This window comes from Acinetobacter sp. YH12249 (assembly GCF_013417475.1).
Lineage (GTDB): Bacteria > Pseudomonadota > Gammaproteobacteria > Pseudomonadales > Moraxellaceae > Acinetobacter.
This window is the reverse complement of the sequence record NZ_VPDX01000005.1, coordinates 1-15,597: the sequence shown is the minus strand read 5'-3', so window position 1 is coordinate 15,597 and position 15,597 is coordinate 1. Positions and strand designations below refer to the sequence as shown.

Here is a 15,597-nt window from a genome sequence, read left to right as displayed (position 1 = left end):
CTTTGATAAAACAATAATTAACAGACATATGTATATTTATAAAAGAGTCATAAATAAACCACAAAATGAGTAGGTATGAATAAAGAATTTTACTCAGCAGAAAAATAATGCAAAGGAAATAGTAAAATTAAATCTGTAAATTAAGATGCTTTTTAGAGTAATTCTAGCAGGGCTTCGATGACTTCTGGATGCTGGACATAGCCATCAATATCATGCGGATGATAAATTGAAGTACGAATCTCCTGATTAATAATCGCTGGCTGAAACTGAAAAGGCGGTTCTGATAATGGAAAGGCAGTTAAAAAGTCATCACTGCAATAAAAATTAATCCAGTCACCTTTAATAGCTTTTGGCCGATGAACAGGCTGGGGCAAATGTTCCTGAATGACCCGGAAAGCCATTGGTGATCCCATGCTGATAAAACGCTGTACATTCAGTTCCGGGTGCAAAAGCAGATAATGATAGGCAATCACACTTCCTAAAGAATGAGCCATCAGGATACAGGGTTTATCGCCATGCAGTTGCTGGCCAATTCGCTGATGCACCTGCTGCATGAATGTGGAATTTGCCAGATAAGAATAGGTTTCAATCAGAAATTTTTTGATCAGCGTATCATGCAGGCGAGGGAAATGATTCAGTAAGATCACAAAATCCCGTAATAGAGTATTCCGGCTTAATGTACTAATAAACTGCAGCTTCTGGTTAAAGGTCATGGCATCCTCAACCTTTAGCTCGGGAATTTCACAAATTTCAGGTGAATATTGATTGAGATGGGGTGGTGGTGGCTGGGATTTAACTGGAGACTGGAAAGGAAAGCGAGGCCAGTCTTGCGGCATCAATGTACTGGCATTTAGCACATTATGTAAATGATGACGTGACAGTAAGTCGCCATAAAAAGGGATACGGATATGCCGTTTGAGGTAGGCAAAACGTGTTTGTTGATGCGACTGTTCCAGACCATGTTTTAGCAAACTCAGCCAACGTTGACGCAGGGACGCAGAGCTAAATTTCTGCTTATTCATGCCATGAATATAAATAATTTTCATCGACACACCACGCTGGCTGCCTAGAACATTTTCAGTATAAATAAAAAAGAGCAGCCGAAGCTGCTCTTTTAGTCATTTTAATGTTTAAGCATTTTTGTGATAGAACTTGTAGTAGCTGGCATAGCACAGTGCAATAAATACCAGACAGCCAAAGAAACTGATACGCATGCTCGGATCAAACACCATACTGATACAGGTAATCAGACAAAACAGAAAACCCAGAATCGGTACGATCGGGAATAATGGCGCAGCAAAATCAAGATCCTTCGCTGTTTTACCCTGTTTGTACCATTCACGGCGGAAGTTGAACATGCTGAGACAGATGCTCATCCAGACCACTACCATGGTAAATGCTGCAATACCTAGCAAGTTAGTGAAGATAGTTTCCGGTGCGAACTGTTCAGACAGCAAACCAGGCATACCGCCAATCATGGTGACAATGACTGCAATATAAGGTACACCACGCGCATTTAGGCGTGAAAATACCGCTGGTAACTGTTTACTGTAAGACAATGACCACATCATACGGGATGCAGCAAATAGACCTGAGTTAGCAGCAGATAGTAATGCTGTGATAATCACAAAGCGGATAATATCTTCAGCATAAGGAATACCGATATGCTGGAATACTGTCACGAATGGACTGCTACTGACACCTTCAGCTGCCAGACCTGCTTCCTGATGCGGAAGAAGGGAAGTTACCACAATAATCGTACCTACAAAGAAAATCAGTAAGCGGAAAATTGCAGTATTAATCGCTTTCGGTACATTTTTGGCCGGATCTTTTGTTTCACCCGCAGCCACACCAATCAATTCAGTTCCAGAGAAAGCAAAGTTTACAATCAGCATGGTGGTGAAGATTGGGAACAGACCTTCTGGGAACCAGCCTTGAGCTGTCAGGTTACTGAATAGCGGAGCAGTTTCCTGTCCTTGGTAGCTTACTACACCAAAAATAGCGAGTAGGCCAAGCAGGATAAAGGTTACGACAGTAATGACTTTCACCAGTGCCAGCCAGAACTCGGACTCTGCAAACCAGCGAGTGGAAATCATATTCAGTGCGAATACGAAAGCACCAAAAATCAATGTCCACATCCACATGGAGCTATCTGGGAACCATTCCTGCATTAATAAGGCTGCAGCGGTAAATTCAGTTCCCAGAGTTACTGACCAGGTCAGCCAGTATAGCCAGGTAATGGTGTAGCCAGTCCCTGGTCCAATATAGCGTTTGGCATAGGCGCCAAATGAGCCCGATTCGGGCATATGAACGGCAAGTTCACCCAGACATAGCATAACCATGTAAGCGATGATCCCGCCAAGGAGATAAGCAAGAATGGCACCTACAGGCCCCGTTTGTGCAATGACTTCACCCGACCCTAAAAATAGGCCTGTTCCGATTGCGCCACCAAGCGAAATCATGACCAGATGTCGAGTACTCATAGCGCGTTTTAAAGGCGCAGAATTGCCCTGATGCGTAGCATCATTCGGAGATGAGTGCATAGGAGTCAAAAAATAAAAGAATGAAGCGGGTTATTGTAGTGAAAAACTACAAATCTGCAACGTATTAATATGGATTATGTATAAGACTTGATCGTGAGCGATCAGATAATGGCGTCCCTACGGGGATTCGAACCCCGGTTACCGCCGTGAAAGGGCGATGTCCTAGGCCTCTAGACGATAGGGACGTTGCGAGGTGATGGCTATATTAAGGACTAAGCCGGACTTTGTCAAAAGAGTTTTTACTAAAATGTATTTAACAGTTTAAACATTAGGCAAAACAAAAACTTTATTTTATTAAGATATTATTTTCTGAACGGATTTACCTGATATGAAAAAATAAACCCAATCGGAATTGGGTTTATTAAAGAAATTATTTCAGTTCAAAAGTTTAGAACTTAAGCTTTTTGATGATAAAGCCAGTAATAACTTGCATAACATGCAGCCATAAACAATAAACAGCCAATAAAACCAGAGAGCATTTCAGGGTCAGCTGCCATACTCAGACCGGTTGCAGTACAAGTTACAAAACCTAGAGTGGGAACTAAGGGGAACCAAGGTGTACGGAATTTTAGTTCAGAGACGCTATGACCAGACTTCAGCCATTGGCGACGGAAATTAAACTGGCTCCAGCAGATACTCATCCAGACAATCACCATGGTAAAAGCGGCCACGCCCATCAGGTTTTTAAAGATGACATCTGCACCAAATTGTTCAGAGAGCAGACCAGGCAAGCCGCCAATCATGGTGACCCAAACTGCTACATAAGGCACGCCGGATTTGCTGACTTTGGCAAATAGTCGCGGTAACTGGTTTTGTGAAGACAATGCCCACATCATACGTGAAGCTGCATAAAGGCCAGAGTTTGCAGTCGACAGCAGTGCAGTGATAATTACGAAACGGATGAAATCTTCGGCATAAGGAATACCCATCTGGGTAAACACGGATACAAACGGACTGCTGCTTAAGCCCCCATGACCACCGACCTGTAAACCGGCATCAGTATAAGTTAGCAAGGAACTGATGACGATGATGGTACCGACAAAGAAAATTATTAGACGCCATACCGCAGCATGAATTGCTTTAGGGACATTCTTTTCTGGATTCTCGGTTTCACCGGCTGCGATCCCGATCATCTCGGTACCATTGAAGGCAAAGTTCACGATTAGTAATGTGGTGAATAACGGAATTAAACCATTTGGCAGCCAGCCATGTTCAGTCAAATTATTGAACAGTGGCGCAGATTCATAACCTTGAAATGGAATAAAGCCAAAGATACAGCCAAAGCCCAGAATAATGAAAATCAGTACAGTCGCAACTTTAACCAGTGATAGCCAGAATTCTGATTCGGCAAAGGTACGGGTTGAGCTTAAATTGGAGAGCAGTACACCTGCAGCAAAGATCAATGTCCATAACCAGATCGAAGTTTGGGGAAACCATTCCTGCATCAGAATCGCAGCGGCAGTAAATTCGGTACCCAAGGTGGCTGACCAGCCCAGCCAGTACATCCAGGACACCATATAGCCTGTACCCGGTCCAATATAATGGGTTGCAAAGGCACCAAAGGAACCAGACACGGGTAAATGTACGGCCAGTTCACCAAGACAGAGCATTACCATATAGGCAATCAAGCCACCAATAATATAGGCAAGTACTGCGCCCAAAGGTCCAGCTTGTGAAATCACTTCACCGGAACCCATAAACAGGCCGGTACCAATTGCGCCACCAAGGGAAAGCATGATCAGATGACGTGTGCCCATGGCACGTTTTAACGACGGAGTTTGACCCTCAACAGACGAATGCTGTGAAGGTGGAGAGGGAGATTGCATAGCTCAATTAAAAGGAGAGATTTAAAAAAAGTATTTTAGTTTTAATTATGTGAAATATCACATAAATTGGAATTTCCTCATAAAGTTCTTCTTTTAATTTAAAAAATAAATATTTGCAAAGCCTCTTAAAAACTAGTGATCGGGAGTCTGGTATTGCTCAGTCGGTGTTTTTTCAGCAGGCGTAGTTTCTGCTCGGTTCTCAGCAGTTTTATCATCGCGACTGATCACATAAATATAAAGCGCTGAAGGTGCCAGAATAAGTAAAACAAGCAGGATTTTCTTTAGCATGGGAAAATTGATCAAAACCTAACATCAACTTGATTATAGCCTAAGCAAACGAGAAAGGGCACCAAACTCAGTCATGCGAAATTTATAACAATAGTATTGAAAGCAATAATAAGAAAAAGAGTTTTCTTGGAAAAAATGAAAGAAGAAGGGGATAAATAAGATGGCGTCCCTACGGGGATTCGAACCCCGGTTACCGCCGTGAAAGGGCGATGTCCTAGGCCTCTAGACGATAGGGACGTTTAGAAGATGGCGGTATCTTATTGATCCGCCACCAAAGTGTCAAGCAGGTGAGGTGCGAGTTTGTTTAAAATATAGCAAAACAGTTCCGCAGTCTTTTGCGTATCGTATAACGCAGAGTGTGCTTCTTTGCCATCAAACTCAATACCGGCCTGAATACAAGATTTAGCCAGAACCGTTTGACCAAACATCACCGCACTTAAAGTCACGGTATCAAACACAGAAAAACTGTGAAACGGATTCTGGTTTTTGGTTCCGGTACGGGCAATTGCTGCCTGTACAAAGCCCAAATCAAAATGCGCATTGTGACCGACCAAAACGGCATGCGTACAATTTTGCTGACGACGCACTTCATTGACCGATTTAAAAATACGTTTTAACGCGGTTTTTTCATCTTCAGCCATTGCGATCCGCATCGGATTTGACGGGTCAATCCCGATAAATTCCAAAGAGCGGCGATCCAGGTTGGCACCTTCGAAAGGATTGATATGTGCGTGGTAAGCTTCACCGGGCACAAACTGGCCATCTTCATTATAAACAATAGGAATGGCCGCAATTTCTAACAAGGCATCAGTCTGTGCATTAAAGCCTGCTGTTTCAACATCGACAACAACAGGCAAAAATCCACGGAAACGCTGACCAATGACTGGAAGAGTTTCATTTGTCACATTTTTCTCCATTGAATGGTTTTTCCTGCATATAGCGGAACGATTTGTTCACCATCCAAGTAGTCTAGACTTTCAGGAATAACTTGATCTTCTTTGACCAGCGTAATGGTTTTGGTATTACGTGGGAGGCCGTAGAAATCTGCACCAAAGTGGCTGGCAAAACCTTCTAGGCGGTCGATTTTACCTACTTGATCAAAGGCCTGAGCATATAACTCAATTGCAGTCGGAGCACTATAGCATCCTGCGCAGCCACACGCATTTTCTTTGGCATTTTTTGAGTGCGGTGCACTGTCGGTGCCTAAGAAAAATTTAGGATTACCGCTCGTTGCCACTTCAAGCAACGTTTGCTGATGCGTCTGACGTTTTAAAATTGGCAGACAATAGAAGTGCGGCTTGATCCCACCAACCAGCATATCATTACGGTTAAACAGTAAATGCTGTGGGGTAATAGTCGCAGCCACATTACGATCCTGTTCCAGTACGAAATTAGCTGCCTCGCTGGTAGTAATGTGTTCCAGAACCAGTTTCAGTTTCGGGAACTGTTTTAGTAATGGTGCTAAGACTTCATCAAGGAAACGTTTTTCACGGTCAAAAATATCGACATGATTATGCGTCACTTCACCGTGCAGCAATAAAGGCACCTGATGCTCTTCAAGCTGTTCAATGACTGAATATACTTTACGAATGTCGCTTACACCGCTATCCGAGTTGGTGGTTGCGCCAGCAGGGTAAAGTTTAATAGCATTGACATGCTCAGAATCTTTAATCTTTTTGACTTCACTTGGAGAGGTATTATCTGTGAAATACAGCACCATGCGTGGATCAAAATCGCTACCTTCAGGAACATGCGCTATAATACGTTCACGGTAGCTTAATGCTTCTTCCACAGTTTTAACCGGTGGAACAAGGTTCGGCATACAGATGGCGCGGGAAAACTGTTTGGCTAGATCAGGAACGGTGCGTTGCAGAGCGTGACCATCACGCAGGTGGGCATGCCAGTCGTCTGGCTGGAGAAGGGTAATCGTATTCAAGGCGAATTCAATCGGAGAAATAAAACAAATGATAATGCATCTATGCCTAAAATGGTAACGAGAAATATATACAAAATAAGGGATATCTATAAATTAATTTATAAAAGTATGATATTTTAAAATTAATAAAAAAATTACATAAATACTTGGCAATGGAATACAAGTACAATCTAGCAAAATTGCAAGATGAAAAAGAAAAAATAGAAGAATTAATCACACGGCAAAGTCAGCGTGTAGGCTCGGTTTTCCCTCAGAATCTGGAACAGGAGTTCTGGAGCAAAAACCTGGAGCGGGCACGTAAACATGTCGAAAAGTATGTCTGGGCAGGTGTACTGACCTATTTTATTTTTCTGCTGGTCATGATTCCGACCGACTACTGGATTATCGATTCACAATATTTCGTGCAAGATTTTGTGCGCTGCATGCTGGGGCTGATCAATGGTAGTCTCGCTTTACTTGCTTTTTATTTCTTCTCCTGTCTGCCTAAAATCAAACACTTTTTTCCGCAGGCTTCCATGCTGCTAATGTTCTGGATGATAGTCTCGACCTCTTATCTGACCATGTCCATTCAAACAGTAAGCTTGCAACATCAGTCGATGGCGATCATCACTATTATCTACATTCTGGGTTATATTCTGACCGGAGTAAAACCTTTACAGATGTTAATCACGGGGTTGTTTGCTGCACTTTGTACGGTCTGGCTGTTATCCGTGTTATCGATCGAATTTAATGCGCTGGTCTTGGGGCGGATTCTAATTGGCAGTAGCCTATTGGGATGTGTGATTAGTTATATGCTTTTTGCCCGTGAGCGAATGATTTTTCTATACACCATGCGGGCCAGAATCAGTGAGAAAATTCAGCGGATTCATACCACAGAATTATTGCATTTAAGCCAGCATGATGAGCTGACCAAAATCTCTAATCGACGAACTTTCGATGAAACACTGGATATCTTCTTTGAACGTTCTCGCCGTAATCAGCATGCTTTGGCGATTTTATTTATCGATGTGGATCATTTTAAAAACTATAACGATTTTTATGGACATCAAAAAGGGGACGATGTCATTTCCAGTATTGCCTTTACTATTAAAAATGCGATCCGGCATATGGATTTCGTGGCCCGTTATGGTGGTGAAGAGTTTGTGGTACTGCTTCCAGAAACTGATGCTCATGGTGCTTATGCAGTGGCTTCTAATATTTTTAATGCGATTGAGCGTCTGGAAATTCCGCATGAGAAATCTGGTGTGGCTGATCACATCACCATCAGTTTGGGCATCACTGTGTATCGTGGTGAAGACTTTATTGATAAGGATGTCTTATTGGGAATTGCCGATCAGGCGTTGTATCGAGCCAAACAGCTAGGACGGAATCAGATTTATTATCAGTCGATCCGCACCGCAAACCCGAACAGCGTGAATACCTAAATCGAATCCATAAAAAAACCGCTCAGATGAGCGGTTTTTTTTGACGTTAAAACAAACTTATTTGTTTTTGTCTTTTAACTGAGGTACTGCAGAACCTGTACCTACTGCAAGTAAGCCAGAATCTGTATAGATACCCAGTTTTGCACGTGTATCTGTGATGTCCAGATTACGCATAGTCAACTGACCGATACGATCCGCTGGAGAGAACATAGAATCACCTTTCTCCATAGTCAAACGCTCAGCTTCATAAGTGAGGTTAGGAGATTCAGTGTTCATGATGGTGTAGTCATTACCACGACGCAGTTCTAAAGTCACAGTACCAGTGATAGCTTTAGCTACCCAACGCTGTGCAGTTTCACGAAGCATCAATGCTTGAGAATCGAACCAGCGACCTTGGTACAGAAGACGACCCAAACGAAGACCGTTGATACGGTATTGTTCGATGGTGTCTTCGTTATGAATACCAGTGACCAGACGTTCATAAGCGATGTGAAGAAGGGCCATACCCGGAGCTTCGTAGATACCACGAGATTTCGCTTCGATGATACGGTTTTCGATCTGATCCGACATACCTAGACCATGACGGCCACCAATACGGTTCGCTTCAAGAATGAACTCAACCGGATCTTCGATACGTTGACCATTGATTGCAACAGGGAAACCTTCTTCAAAAGTAATCGATACTTCTTCAGGTTTGATTTCAACTTCTTCTTTCCAGAATGCAACGCCCATGATTGGATCAACGATTTTGATACCGGCATTCAGGTATTCAAGATCTTTGGCTTCGTGAGTCGCACCCAACATATTTGAGTCAGTTGAGTAAGCTTTCTCTTTTGACATTTTGTAGTCAAAGCCATTGTCGATCAGGAACTGTGACATTTCTGCACGGCCGCCTAGTTCGTCAATGAAAGTCTGGTCTAACCAAGGTTTGTAGATTTTCAGGTTAGGGTTAGTCAACAGACCGTAGCGGTAAAAACGCTCGATGTCGTTACCTTTATAAGTAGAACCGTCACCCCAGATGTTCACGTCATCTTCTTTCATTGCAGTTACCAGCATGGTACCTGTCACTGCACGGCCAAGAGGAGTCGTGTTGAAGTATGGAACACCACCTGTAGAAATGTGGAACGCGCCACATTGAATTGCAGCAATACCTTCTAATGCAAGCTGTAAACGGCAGTCGATCAAACGTGCTTTTACTGCGCCATAAGCTTCAGCTTTTTTTGGAATCGCATCGTAATCGTCTTCGTCTGGCTGACCCAAGTTTGCTGTATAAGCATAAGGTTCAGCGCCTTTTTGTTTCATCCACAAAAGAGCTGCAGAAGTATCTAGACCGCCAGAAAAGGCAATACCAACTTTTTTGCCTACTGGGACATTCTGCAAGATAGTTGCATTATCAGACATTGTTCATCCTAATGATATGAAATAGGCACGCCAGAAGTGGTGGCCTGAAAAAACACATATTGCGTCAATTGTATCATTATTTTATTTAGGTTTGCTTTAGAAAAGAAAAACTCGTTTCAAAATCTTGATTCAATAGGCTTAGATAATCATAAAATTACCGTATTTTTGACAAACGCTTAAAAAATAGGAAAATCTGGGAAGGTTCAATAACATCATTAAGAAAAAACATCTTCAGGATAGCCCTCATGAGCCCGAATATTCCTCCTTTGCCTAATCTGCAACCGGCTGCCAAAAATGAAACCTTATCGATTGTGCATGGAATCTATGCCGGTTTGCTGGTTTTTAGTACGGTTGCATTTTTATATCTGGAATATCAGCAGTCGACGATTTCCATGTTGAGTCTGGGTATTGTGTTGCTGCTTTTGGCTGTGCTGATTGTTTTGAATATTCAGGCCTGTCTCAAGGTCAAACAGGGCAATGGTTCAGGACGCACCTTGTCCAGAATTATGGCGATCCTTATGCTGCTCAGTTTTCCTATTGGTACAGTACTCGGAGTAATTGCGTTATGGAAATCCAGTAAAAATCAATGGCAGCAATAAATCCATCACTCAGGTACGGCATGAATATCACAATTGGTATTTGTGCCTGAGAAAGCGGACCTGATAGTCATAAAAAACCTCTGAAAATCAGTTAAAGTACATTGATAAGATTTAAGCTTTTAGCCAAATAAGAATCAGGGATATTTTATGACAACGACGCGCTATGCAAATATTTTAAAACCATTACATCTGGGTTTCACCACGATTAAAAACCGTGTGGTGATGGGATCAATGCATACGGGCTTGGAAGATCGTTTTTATAATTATCCTAAACTGGCCGCTTATTTTGGTGAACGTGCCAAAGGTGGTGTGGGTCTCCTGATTACTGGCGGGATTTCACCTAACCGTCAGGGCTGGTTATTGCCTGCTGGCGGAACCATGAATACCTTGGGCGATGTTGCACCGCATCGACTGGTTACGCATGCCGTGCATAAGCATGGGGCCAAGATTCTGTTGCAGATTTTGCATGCCGGACGTTATGGCTATCAGCCTTTTGTGGTATCTGCCAGTCCGATCAAATCGCCAATTTCACCTTTTAAACCACGTCAGATGTCTGAAAACCAGATTCTGGATACGATTCAGGACTATGTTAAAACTGCAAAACTGGCTAAAAAAGCGGGTTATGACGGCGTGGAAATCATGGGCTCTGAAGGGTATTTGATTAACCAGTTTTTAAGCCGTCATGTCAATCAGCGTACTGATCGCTGGGGCGGAGAAACTGAAAACCGCATGCGTTTTGCAGTGGAAATTGTTAAAGCGATTCGTGCTGAAATTGGTGAAAGATTTATTATCTGTTTCCGTTTGTCCTTGCTAGATTTGGTACACGATGGAAATACCATGCAGGAAGTGATTACCGTCGCTAAAGCATTAGAGAAGGCTGGAATAACTTTGCTGAATACAGGTATTGGCTGGCATGAAGCGCGTATTCCGACAATTGTCACTTCTGTTCCTCGTGCTGCATTTGTAGATTACACCGCAGAAGTCAAAAAGCATGTTGCTGTTCCAGTTATTGCATCGAACCGGATCAATATGCCAGAAACGGCTGAAGCGATTTTGGCATCGGGTCAGGCAGATATGGTGCAAATGGCACGCCCGTTGTTGGCAGATGCATTCTGGGTAAATAAGACAGCAACCAATCGTGTTGATGAAATTAATACCTGTATCGCCTGTAACCAGGCCTGTCTGGATCATACCTTTAAAAATAAGCGCGCTACCTGTCTGGTGAATCCACGTGCCGGCTATGAAACCGAACTGGTTTATGTCAAAACCAAAAAACCTAAAGGCATCGCCGTGGTAGGTGGTGGAGTGGCAGGTTTATCCGCAGCTACAGTCGCAGCTAGCCGCGGTCATGATGTGACTTTATTTGAAGCCACTAATGAAGTGGGGGGGCAATTTAATCTGGCCAAAGTAATTCCAGGCAAAGAAGAATTCCATGAAACCATTCGCTATTTCAAAGTACAACTGGAAAAAACCGGGGTAGATGTCCGTTTAAATACTCGAGTGAATCGGGAGCAACTGGAACGCGAAGGTTTTGATGAAGTCATTGTGGCTACGGGCGTTGTTCCGCGTGAATTGAAAATTACCGGTAGTGATGCACCTCAAGTCCTGTCTTATGCTGAAGTATTGCGCGGCGCACCAGTAGGAGATCGTGTCGCTGTCATTGGTGCCGGTGGAATTGGTTTTGATGTATCAGAATTTTTATTAAAGCCACCGCATCAGCCACAACCGCAACCTGTAGATGAATGGAAACGGGAATGGGGTGTAGATCTGCATGCAAATTATGTAAGTGAAGGCGGACTGCAGCCAGCAGAAGTCGAGCCACCTGTACGTGAAATTTATCTATTACAGCGTAAAACTACTGCTTTAGGAGCAGGCTTAGGTAAAACCACGGGCTGGGTTCATCGTGCCCAATTAAAAAAACATGGCGTGCGCATGTTACGCGGTGTGCACTACAAATCGATTACGGATGAAGGTTTGTGGATTGAAGTGGATGGGCATGATCAATTGCTGCGTGTAGATACGGTCGTCGTTTGTGCTGGTCAGGAGTCAGTCAAAGATGTTATGCCTTCAGAGGATCAAAAGACTCTAGCGAATTACCATATTATTGGTGGAGCAAAGCTGGCTGCTGAGCTGGATGCCAAGCGTGCAATTCGTGAAGGGGCAGAATTGGCAGCAAAATTGTAAGGATTTGATGAAACTATATGCAGTTGATGAGATTCACTGTAATTTTCACTTGTCAGTCACCTAAAAGCTCCGTATTATTGCGCACATGGAAGCGTGGCAGAGCGGTTTAATGCACCGGTCTTGAAAACCGACGAGGGCTTATACCCCTCCGTGAGTTCGAATCTCACCGCTTCCGCCAGATACGGAAAACCCCGATCATTGATCGGGGTTTTTTATTGCCTAAGTTTTATTGAGTGGGAAATTGTCTGATTTTTTAGATAAAGCAGATAGATAACAAGCTAATTGATCTAATTTCTAAGATATTTTCTTATTAAAAAATGAATGAATAAAAACGAATGCATATAGCTTTAATTTCTAAAATTTAATCTCAGGCAATTAGCTTAAGCCTAAATAAAAAAGTATGATCCAAATTTTTATCTGATAAGAGGATATAAAAATCTAAAGCTTATTTTATTGCTGTTATCAGTTTATTAAATAGAACATTTTTCATTATTAATTCGCTGAATGACTGAAACAAGGCAAAGTCGACTAGGATAGTAGGATAATTTTTTGTTCTTTTCGGCTTTTATTTATGTCGAATCTTAAAGTGCGAGTTAAAAATGGCAACTGAACCTCTGAATCCTAAACGTCCACTTTATATTCCCTACGCAGGCACTGCATTACTTGAACTCCCATTGCTGAATAAAGGCTCAGCTTTCTCTGTAGAAGAACGTATTCATTTTAATTTACATGGACTTTTGCCCCAAGCGATCGAATCGATTGAGGAGCAAAGTCAGCGTTCGTATCAGCAATACTGCTCATTCAATGATGCAATCAATAAGCATATTTACCTACGTAACATCCAGGACACCAACGAGACGCTTTTCTATCATTTGATCGAAAATCACTTAAGCGAAATGATGCCGATCATCTATACGCCAACGGTAGGAGAAGCATGTCAGCATTTTTCCGAGATTTATCGCCGTCATCGCGGGGTTTTTATTTCTTATCCAGATCGGGATCATATTGAGCACATCCTGCATAACGTGAATCGAAGAAATGTCAAAGTGATTGTGATTACGGATGGAGAGCGCATTCTTGGTTTAGGTGATCAAGGCATTGGCGGAATGGGTATTCCGATTGGAAAGCTGGCTTTATATACGGCCTGCGGAGGCATTAGTCCGGCCTATACCTTACCAATTACCTTAGATGTAGGCACGAACAACGAGCAGCTGTTGAATGATCCGATTTATATGGGATGGCGTCAGCCTCGTATCACCGGTGATGAATATTATGAATTTGTCGAAATGGTGATACAGGCAATTCAGCAAAGATGGCCCGATGCGCTGATTCAATTTGAAGATTTTGCCCAGCACAATGCCATGCCTTTACTGGAAAAATATCGAGATCGAATATGTTGCTTCAATGACGATATTCAGGGTACGGCAGCTGTGGCAGTAGGCAGTTTGATTGCGGCTTCCTATGCGTCAAACAAACAATTAAAAGATCAGACCATTGCTTTCTTGGGAGCAGGTTCAGCCGGTTGTGGGATCGCTGAACAGATTGTGGCAAAAATGGTGGCAGAAGGCCTGACTGATGCTGAAGCGCGTAAGCGGGTTTTTATGGTGGATCGCTTCGGCCTTATTACTCAAAACCAGCCAAACCTATTAAATTTCCAGAGAAAACTGGCTCAAGAACCAGAAAATATTGCTGAATGGGGAAATGCCGAAGAGATTATTTCTCTATTGGATGTCATCAAATATGCAAAACCCACAGTACTGATTGGGGTATCTGGACAGCCGGGATTATTTAGTAAAGAAGTAATCACGACCATGGCTGAAAATTGTGAACATCCGATCATCTTTCCTTTATCGAATCCTACTTCTCGCGTAGAAGCTGTTCCAGCCGATATTATTCAATGGACCAATGGAAAAGCCCTGATTGCTACAGGTAGCCCATTTGCACCCGTTAATTATCAGGAACACATTTATACTATTTCCCAATGTAATAACTCTTATATTTTCCCGGGAATTGGACTAGGCGTGATTGCTTCAGGCGCTACACGAGTCACGGATAATATGCTGATGGCATCAAGTAATGCCTTAGCAGAATGCTCTCCAAAACTTCAAGACCCAACCGCCAATTTGTTGCCAGATCTGGATCAGATTCAGCATATTTCCAAGATTATTGCTCTAAGGGTTGCACAAGCTGCGGTTGAGGATGGCGTCGCTCCAAAAGTTGGTTCTGAGGTGCTGCAGAAAGCCATAGATGCGAATTTCTGGATACCGGAATACCGGGAATATAAGCGTGTGACCTTTTAATATTATTAGGGAAAGGGCAGTTTAAAATTAAGTAAAGCAGAGCGATGACATTGTTATTTCTCTGCTTCTTTGTTTGCAGGAAACGAAAGTACACTAAAATGTAAAAGTTTAACTCACTCAAGCAATATGGATTTATTTTATCAAGTCGTTGAAATTAAATAAAATATAATGAAAATTCTGTAAATAATAAAATAATATTTATAAAGTAATTAAATATATATATAAGAAAACTTGATTATTTTAAATCTTCCTGTATACTGGCCTTAACTAGAAAAAAGTCTTGTTGCAAAAAATCTTCCTTAAGTATCGTCGTTTTATTCATAATCCTTCGTTTTATCCAGATTTTAAGTTCCATTCTTTATTATTTTCAAAGTTACAACTGGTCATTCAGATGACTAAAAATTATTAAAAATTAGTAGGTTTTATTATGTCAAACTCAAATATTGTTAAAGGTACTGTAAAGTGGTTCAACGAAACTAAAGGTTTCGGTTTTATTCAACAAGAATCTGGTCCAGATGTTTTTGCTCATTTCAGTGAAATTGCTAGTTCAGGTTTTAAAACCTTAATGGAAGGTCAGCAAGTTGAATTCAGCGTAGTTCAAGGTCAAAAAGGCCCAAATGCTGTAAATATTACTGCGCTATAAGTCTGTAGAATAAAAAAGCACGCATCAGTGCTTTTTTATTGTTTGAAATAAAAGTTAAAAAGCTTTTTCCAGATTGGAAGAAGTATAAAAATAGGATACAAGTTGTTAAAAATTAATGAATTAATTGCAAAATCTAAAAATGGTACAGAAATTATTGTTTCTTTGATTCCCTTGAATAAAATGCAAAATACACGTCAAGGTTTTAAGGAAATTGAAGTAGGTAAAAGAGTACTGCTTCAATCAGGAATCGAAGTTGACCTGAATCTAGACGGTCGTACATTTTATACATCTTTAAATCAATTATTTAAATTAAATCATAAAGTTATTTAACCCGAATCCTGCTTAAGCCGATGACTTCATAATTTGAATTGTTGGCTTATTTTTATGGATCAGTTGATATGCACACAAGGACGCGTAAATCCCTCCTAGAAATCCATGAACACTACGTGCTTT

Annotated in this window: 13 protein-coding genes, 3 tRNA genes and 1 pseudogene; 7 read left to right on the top strand and 10 right to left on the bottom strand. The window is 41.8% G+C overall.

Annotation, left to right across the window (positions count from 1 at the left end):
• Positions 1-152: 152 nt before the first annotated feature.
• The 8 genes from FTV25_RS04130 to pyrC all read right to left on the bottom strand — a co-directional run bounded on the left by FTV25_RS04130 (position 153) and on the right by pyrC (position 6,593).
• The gene (locus FTV25_RS04130) at positions 153-1,046 is read right to left on the bottom strand and encodes an alpha/beta fold hydrolase (protein ID WP_180002324.1); all 894 of its coding nucleotides are present in this window, start codon (positions 1,044-1,046) and stop codon (positions 153-155) included.
• An 84-nt stretch (positions 1,047-1,130) separates the two neighbouring features.
• Positions 1,131-2,543 carry an amino acid permease gene (locus tag FTV25_RS04125; RefSeq protein WP_180002325.1) on the bottom strand — a complete coding sequence of 471 codons (1,413 nt, stop codon included), beginning with the start codon at positions 2,541-2,543 and terminating at the stop codon, positions 1,131-1,133.
• Between the two features lie 109 nt (positions 2,544-2,652).
• Positions 2,653-2,728: transfer RNA gene (locus FTV25_RS04120), tRNA-Glu, on the bottom strand.
• 210 nt (positions 2,729-2,938) lie between these two features.
• Entirely contained in the window at positions 2,939-4,369 is a 1,431-nt protein-coding gene (locus FTV25_RS04115) for an amino acid permease (protein WP_180002326.1), read from the bottom strand.
• A 132-nt stretch (positions 4,370-4,501) separates the two neighbouring features.
• Positions 4,502-4,657 (bottom strand): hypothetical protein, encoded by a 156-nt coding sequence (locus FTV25_RS04110; RefSeq protein ID WP_004782839.1) that lies wholly within the window; start codon positions 4,655-4,657, stop codon positions 4,502-4,504.
• A 161-nt stretch (positions 4,658-4,818) separates the two neighbouring features.
• Positions 4,819-4,894: transfer RNA gene (locus FTV25_RS04105), tRNA-Glu, on the bottom strand.
• Between the two features lie 20 nt (positions 4,895-4,914).
• Positions 4,915-5,574, bottom strand: coding sequence for a ribonuclease T (rnt, locus tag FTV25_RS04100; protein WP_034704922.1), 660 nt, complete (start codon positions 5,572-5,574; stop codon positions 4,915-4,917).
• Positions 5,559-6,593, bottom strand: coding sequence for a dihydroorotase (gene pyrC / locus FTV25_RS04095; protein WP_180002327.1), 1,035 nt, complete (start codon positions 6,591-6,593; stop codon positions 5,559-5,561). Before pyrC ends, rnt begins: the two co-directional genes overlap by 16 nt.
• A gap of 152 nt (positions 6,594-6,745) precedes the next feature.
• Between pyrC and FTV25_RS04090 the strand changes: the two genes are divergently transcribed.
• Positions 6,746-8,017, top strand: coding sequence for a GGDEF domain-containing protein (locus tag FTV25_RS04090; RefSeq protein ID WP_180002328.1), 1,272 nt, complete (start codon positions 6,746-6,748; stop codon positions 8,015-8,017).
• A 57-nt stretch (positions 8,018-8,074) separates the two neighbouring features.
• Here the strand turns inward: FTV25_RS04090 and argG are convergent, their stop codons facing one another.
• Positions 8,075-9,418 carry an argininosuccinate synthase gene (gene argG, locus FTV25_RS04085; RefSeq protein ID WP_005234795.1) on the bottom strand — a complete coding sequence of 448 codons (1,344 nt, stop codon included), beginning with the start codon at positions 9,416-9,418 and terminating at the stop codon, positions 8,075-8,077.
• A gap of 245 nt (positions 9,419-9,663) precedes the next feature.
• Between argG and FTV25_RS04080 the strand changes: the two genes are divergently transcribed.
• The 6 genes from FTV25_RS04080 (at position 9,664) to FTV25_RS04055 (ending at position 15,474) form a co-directional block, all read left to right on the top strand.
• Positions 9,664-10,017 carry a hypothetical protein gene (locus tag FTV25_RS04080; protein ID WP_004782834.1) on the top strand — a complete coding sequence of 118 codons (354 nt, stop codon included), beginning with the start codon at positions 9,664-9,666 and terminating at the stop codon, positions 10,015-10,017.
• Positions 10,018-10,164: 147 nt separating this feature from the next.
• Positions 10,165-12,201, top strand: a complete 2,037-nt coding sequence (locus FTV25_RS04075) for an NADPH-dependent 2,4-dienoyl-CoA reductase (RefSeq protein ID WP_180002329.1) — start codon at positions 10,165-10,167, stop codon at positions 12,199-12,201.
• Between the two features lie 87 nt (positions 12,202-12,288).
• Positions 12,289-12,379: transfer RNA gene (locus tag FTV25_RS04070), tRNA-Ser, on the top strand.
• A 421-nt stretch (positions 12,380-12,800) separates the two neighbouring features.
• The gene (locus tag FTV25_RS04065; protein ID WP_180002330.1) at positions 12,801-14,501 is read left to right on the top strand and encodes an NAD-dependent malic enzyme; all 1,701 of its coding nucleotides are present in this window, start codon (positions 12,801-12,803) and stop codon (positions 14,499-14,501) included.
• Positions 14,502-14,928: 427 nt separating this feature from the next.
• A complete protein-coding gene (locus tag FTV25_RS04060) occupies positions 14,929-15,144 on the top strand; it encodes a cold-shock protein (protein ID WP_004782814.1) in 216 nt (71 codons plus the stop codon).
• 102 nt (positions 15,145-15,246) lie between these two features.
• Positions 15,247-15,474, top strand: a complete 228-nt coding sequence (locus tag FTV25_RS04055; RefSeq protein ID WP_004782813.1) for a hypothetical protein — start codon at positions 15,247-15,249, stop codon at positions 15,472-15,474.
• A 12-nt stretch (positions 15,475-15,486) separates the two neighbouring features.
• Here FTV25_RS04055 and FTV25_RS04050 read toward each other — a convergent pair.
• A pseudogene (locus FTV25_RS04050) lies at positions 15,487-15,597 on the bottom strand (IS982 family transposase); the annotation flags it as partial.